General features: G+C 49.6%; 6 protein-coding genes. 4 read left to right on the top strand and 2 right to left on the bottom strand.

The window, feature by feature from the left end:
- Window positions 1-2: 2 nt before the first annotated feature.
- Window positions 3-167, bottom strand: coding sequence for a hypothetical protein (locus tag FS806_RS25745; protein WP_186328349.1), 165 nt, complete (start codon window positions 165-167; stop codon window positions 3-5).
- 126 nt (window positions 168-293) lie between these two features.
- On the opposite strand from FS806_RS25745, the gene FS806_RS13640 reads away from it, so the two are divergent.
- From FS806_RS13640 to FS806_RS13625, 4 genes are all read left to right on the top strand, one after another.
- On the top strand, window positions 294-1307 hold the full coding sequence (locus FS806_RS13640) for a globin-coupled sensor protein (protein ID WP_144937331.1): 1014 nt from the start codon (window positions 294-296) through the stop codon (window positions 1305-1307).
- A 96-nt stretch (window positions 1308-1403) separates the two neighbouring features.
- A complete protein-coding gene (locus tag FS806_RS13635) occupies window positions 1404-1790 on the top strand; it encodes a DUF488 domain-containing protein (protein ID WP_144937328.1) in 387 nt (128 codons plus the stop codon).
- 208 nt (window positions 1791-1998) lie between these two features.
- Complete coding sequence (locus FS806_RS13630; protein ID WP_144937325.1) at window positions 1999-2976, top strand: diaminopimelate dehydrogenase; 978 nt, start codon at window positions 1999-2001, stop codon at window positions 2974-2976.
- A 183-nt stretch (window positions 2977-3159) separates the two neighbouring features.
- Complete coding sequence (locus FS806_RS13625; protein WP_144937322.1) at window positions 3160-3834, top strand: uracil-DNA glycosylase; 675 nt, start codon at window positions 3160-3162, stop codon at window positions 3832-3834.
- A gap of 87 nt (window positions 3835-3921) precedes the next feature.
- Here the strand turns inward: FS806_RS13625 and FS806_RS13620 are convergent, their stop codons facing one another.
- Complete coding sequence (locus tag FS806_RS13620) at window positions 3922-4896, bottom strand: SPL family radical SAM protein (RefSeq protein ID WP_260982077.1); 975 nt, start codon at window positions 4894-4896, stop codon at window positions 3922-3924.
- Window positions 4897-4978: the final 82 nt, after the last annotated feature.

The raw sequence follows: 4978 nt of genomic DNA, 5'->3' as shown, positions 1-4978 counted from the left end.
TTCTAATTGGCATAAAAAGCTTCCGCTAATACCGGGTTATTCATCTTCGCAAAAACTTCGTTAAAAGCTTTTTTTACCACATTGAAAAGTTTAAGTTCATTAAAGTATTGAAATGGAGCGACTTTCCAATTGGCATAAAAAGCTTCCGCTAATACCGGGTTATTCATCTTCGAAAAAACTTCGTTAAAAGCTTTTTTTACAAATAAAGGAGGATTCTGAACGGGATTAATACTATAATAAGATTAAGAGCAAAAGCAGGAAATTTGGTTGAAGACATCGGGAGGCGTTGAAGAATGATTAATTTGACAGAGGAACGCAGGAGACAGCTGGAGTATGTAGGCATCCGCGATGCGGATTTGTCCTTGCTGAAATCGAAGAAAGCGGAGTTTCAACAAATTGTGGAAAGCTTGGTGGACGAGCTTTATGACCATATTATGGCGCATCCCGAATTGAAGGAAGTTATTGAGAAGCATAGTACGATGGAGCGTCTGAAAGAAACTCAAAGATGGTATTTCATGTCGATGACCGAAGGGGTTATTGACGAGGAGTATATTCAGAAGCGTATGCATGTAGGCTCTGTTCATTCTAGAATCGGATTGGATTCCAACTGGTATTTGGGAACGTATATGATTTATCTGGACATAGCTTCCGTCCGTTTTCAACAAACCATGCCCCAAGATTGGGTGAAGGTGATCCATTCCTTGACCAAGATGTTTAATTTCGACTCCCAATTGGTTCTGGAAGCATACGAGAAGCTGGAGAAGGCAAAACTGGAAGCGGTCAGTATGGAACAAAGCAAGATGCTGCAAGGAATTAATGCCTCCATTCAGGATCTTGTGGGCATGATGGTTCAGCTTGGAGCAAGCAGTCAGTCTGTGGCCGAGATGGCGGAGAATACCGTCAACTCCCAGGAAAAGGCGAATCATCTGCTGTACGAGCTGGATAAGGAAATTCAGTACATAAATGAAATGGGTACCTTGATGCAGGAAGTTTCCGATCAGACCCATTTGCTCGGTCTTAACGCAGCCATTGAAGCCGCACGTGCAGGAGAAGAGGGGCGGGGCTTCGAGGTCGTGGCCAACGAGGTCCGTAAGCTGGCTTCCCGTTCCAGAGAAGCCCTGGATCAAATCCGGCTCAAGCTGACGTCCGTTCATCGTTTTCTGCGCCAGGTAGAAGAAGAATCGAAGCGGACTTCGAACTATGCCAAGAATCAATCGGTCAGTTCCCAAGAGCTGGCTTCCTTCGTTAATATGATTGAAAAGGTTACCTCCGAACTGGAAAGATTGAAGACGGCGAAAACCGGCTGATGGGTATAAAGAGGAGCGTCTCCATTAGGGAAGACGCTCTTGCTGCTGGATTGGCCCTTTCATGCGGCAGGATTCTATATGTAAGGGGGATTTGGTATGGGCAAGATCTCGGTCATACGGATCTATGACAAGCAGGCGCCGACGGACGGACTTAGAATTTTGGTAGACCGGCTTTGGCCAAGAGGCATGACTAAAGAAGCCGCACACCTGGATGAATGGATGAAGGAGGCGGCTCCCAGCCGAGCGCTGCGCCAATGGTTTGCCCACAATCCGGATAGATTTGAATCGTTCAAAGAACAATATATGCAAGAATTGGACCAGGCCGACGGGGAAGCTGGCCGGACCCTGCATAAGCTTAGACAAATGGTCAGGGGCAAGGAGCCTGTCACCCTTCTATATGCGGCCAAAGATGAAAGATATAATCAAGCGGTTGTCTTGAAGGAATGGCTGGAAGAGAAAGAGGGAATGAATAAACAAAGCTAGCCCTGACCCGCAAGGGATATAGGGGCGGATATTATGGGGCCGGATTCCGGGTGTCCTTCAGAAATAAAAATGCTTTCCGTTAGCTATAAAATATTTCTATTGAGCGGTTCGTTGTGATGATGTTAATTTTATTGATATAATGTTTCAAAGCACGAACTTGTATTACAGGAAATATAAATCTTCTGGTCACAGAAATGAGGGAAATCATATGGAACATAAAATAACTGTCGGTATTGTAGGCTACGGGAATCTGGGTAAAGGTGTAGAGCTTGCACTCAAACAAAACCCTGATTTCCAACTGGAGGCCATCTTCACAAGAAGAAAACCGGAAGAGCTCACAGCAGGCTCCAAGCTGGTCCATATTTCTGAAGTGCAGGCTTATCAAGATAAGATCGATGTAATGATTCTATGCGGGGGATCCGCGACCGATCTGCCTGTCCAGGGGCCCGAATTTGCCGCTATGTTTAACACGGTGGACAGCTTCGATACCCATGCCCGCATTCCTGAATATTTCGCCAAGGTAGACGCCGAAGCGCGTAAGTCCGGGCACGTCAGTGTCATCTCTACCGGCTGGGATCCCGGCTTGTTTTCCCTGAACCGTCTGCTCGGGGAAGCCATTCTTCCCGAGGGTAAGGAATATACTTTCTGGGGTAAGGGAGTCAGCCAAGGACACTCGGATGCGGTTCGCCGGGTAGAAGGAGTCAAGCTCGGCATCCAATATACGATTCCAAGCGAAACGGCCGTATCGAGAGTTCGCGCCGGAGAGAATCCGGAGCTGTCGACCCGGGACAAGCATCTGCGGGAATGCTTTATTGTACCCGAGGAAGGCGCCGATCGCGATCGGATCGAGGCGGAGATCAAGTCGATGCCGAATTACTTCGCCGATTACGAGACGATCGTTCACTTCATTTCGGAAGAAGAGATGAAGGCCAACCACTCGGCTATGCCTCACGGCGGTCATGTGCTTCGTTCCGGGAAGACCGGAGCGGACAGCACTCAATTGATCGAGTTCGGGCTGAAGCTGGGCAGCAATCCCGAATTTACGGCGAGCGTGCTGGTCGCTTATGCCAGAGCGGCTTATAGACTGGCCAAGGAAGGACAAACCGGGGCCAAGACGGTGTTTGATATTCCGTTTGGTGCCCTGTCCCCCAAATCTCCTGAACAGCTGCGCAAAGAGCTTTTGTAAGCAAACGATAATATGGAACAACCAACCCGTAAGCCGGGAGCATCGGCTGCGGGAGGAATAGGACAAGCCTGCGGATGGATCATTCTGCAGGCTTGTTTTTTTGTGCTTGATGCAGTGAAGAGGCCCGGGAGATTATGCTACAATTCTATTAAACTTAATTTTCATACAAGGAAGGTAAGTAGAATGGCTATTTTGAAGAACGATTGGGCACCGCTGCTTGAGGATGAATTTGCCAAGCCTTATTATCTCCGTTTAAGAGAGTTTCTCGTTCAGGAGTATAAAACTTATACCGTATATCCGGATATGCACCATATATATTCGGCCTTGCATTCAACGCCATATGAGAATACGAAGGTGGTCATTATCGGCCAGGATCCGTATCACGGTCCCGGTCAGGCTCACGGCTTAAGCTTCTCGGTCTTGCCGGGCATCCAGCCTCCCCCATCTCTGCAAAATATCTATAAAGAGCTTCGCGACGATCTGGGCTGTAAAATTCCGAATAATGGCTATTTGCAAAGCTGGGCGGAGCAGGGGGTGCTCATGCTGAATTCGGTGCTGACGGTCAGAAGGGGGATGGCTAATTCCCATCAAGGACAGGGATGGGAAGGTTTCACGGATCGGGTGATCGAGCTGCTTAACGAACGGGAGAAGCCGCTTGTCTTCTTGTTATGGGGGAAATATGCCCAGGAGAAAGCGGCGCAGATTACATCGGACAAGCACTGCATCATCAAGTCCCCGCATCCGAGCCCGTTCTCGGCGAATCGGGGATTTTTCGGCAGCAGGCCGTTCTCCAGAGCCAACCGCTTCCTGCGGGAGAACGGGATCGCCGAGATAGATTGGCAGATCCCGGATCTGTAAGCTGCTTCAGATGGACCTCGGAGATTGCAAGGACGGACTCTGTTATTTATCCGGGATAATAATCTACCTCGAGTAATATTAGTGCGATTAAAGATTCTCGAAGGAAAAGCTCAGCTGAACCGGCTGTTCTTCCGCCTCCTGCGGGTCTAGGCGGAGCTCCGTCTTGTGAATATGGGAATTGTCTTTAGGCCCCGAATGGGAAGTCTGCAGATGGTGCCGGGCAAGCTGCTCTTTGATGAAATACATTTTCTCCTCGCGGTATTCGGACGGGATATAGCCCGAATGCCGGTAGAGACGGGCATAGCGGGCGAGCAGCTCCGGATAGGTCTGTTCCAGGGTGGCGAAGAACCAAACCTTCACTTCGGCTGTGCTCAACCGCAGATAGGACGGTATGACATAACAAGGATTGTACGAAGGAACGGTATCGACGAATTCCTGCAGCTCTTCCGGGGTATCCGTCAAATAGGGAAGGATCGGCGCCATGAAAATTCCGGCCTCTATTCCGGCTTCCCTCAACTGCTTGACGGTTTCCAGTCTTTTGACCGGGGACGGGGTGGAGGGCTCCAACTGTCTCCATAGCTTCCGGTTCAATGTATTGACGCTCAGGTTAACCGATACATGAGGCAGCTTCTTCAGCAAGTCAAGGTCTCTCAGGATAAGCGGGGATCGGGTCGTTATACTGGCCGGTACCCCATATTCAATCAGGACCTCCAGGCATTGCCGAGTCAGACGGGCCCGGCTCTCGATAGGCTGATAAGGATCGGTCGCGGTGCCTATGGCGATGCTCCCCAGTGCTTCCAAACCTTTCTTCGAACGGGCGGCGGCTGCAAGCTGCCGCTTCAATGCTTCCGCCGCATTCTCCTTCAAATAGATATGCTTCTGAAACGTATCGTCCGCCTTCTCTCCCAGGTAGGAATGAGTGCTGCGGGCATAGCAGAAGCTGCATCCATGCTGACATCCTCTGTACGGATTTAGAGACCAGTCAAAAGGCATGGAGGGCGCCTTGACCGAATTGAGCATGGTCTTGGCTGTTATGGGCTCGTACTGAATTGGGCCGGACAATCTTCTCCCGTTGCCAAGAACTTATAAAAGTCTATAAATCCTTGTTTGCTTCCTGTTTCGCCGTGTCCGCTTTTGCCGGAAC

It is taken from the genome of Paenibacillus sp. 32O-W (assembly GCF_007679495.1).
Lineage (GTDB): Bacteria > Bacillota > Bacilli > Paenibacillales > NBRC-103111 > Paenibacillus_L > Paenibacillus_L residui.
Note: the sequence above shows the minus strand (reverse complement) of the source record. Positions and strands in the feature narration are given on the sequence as shown.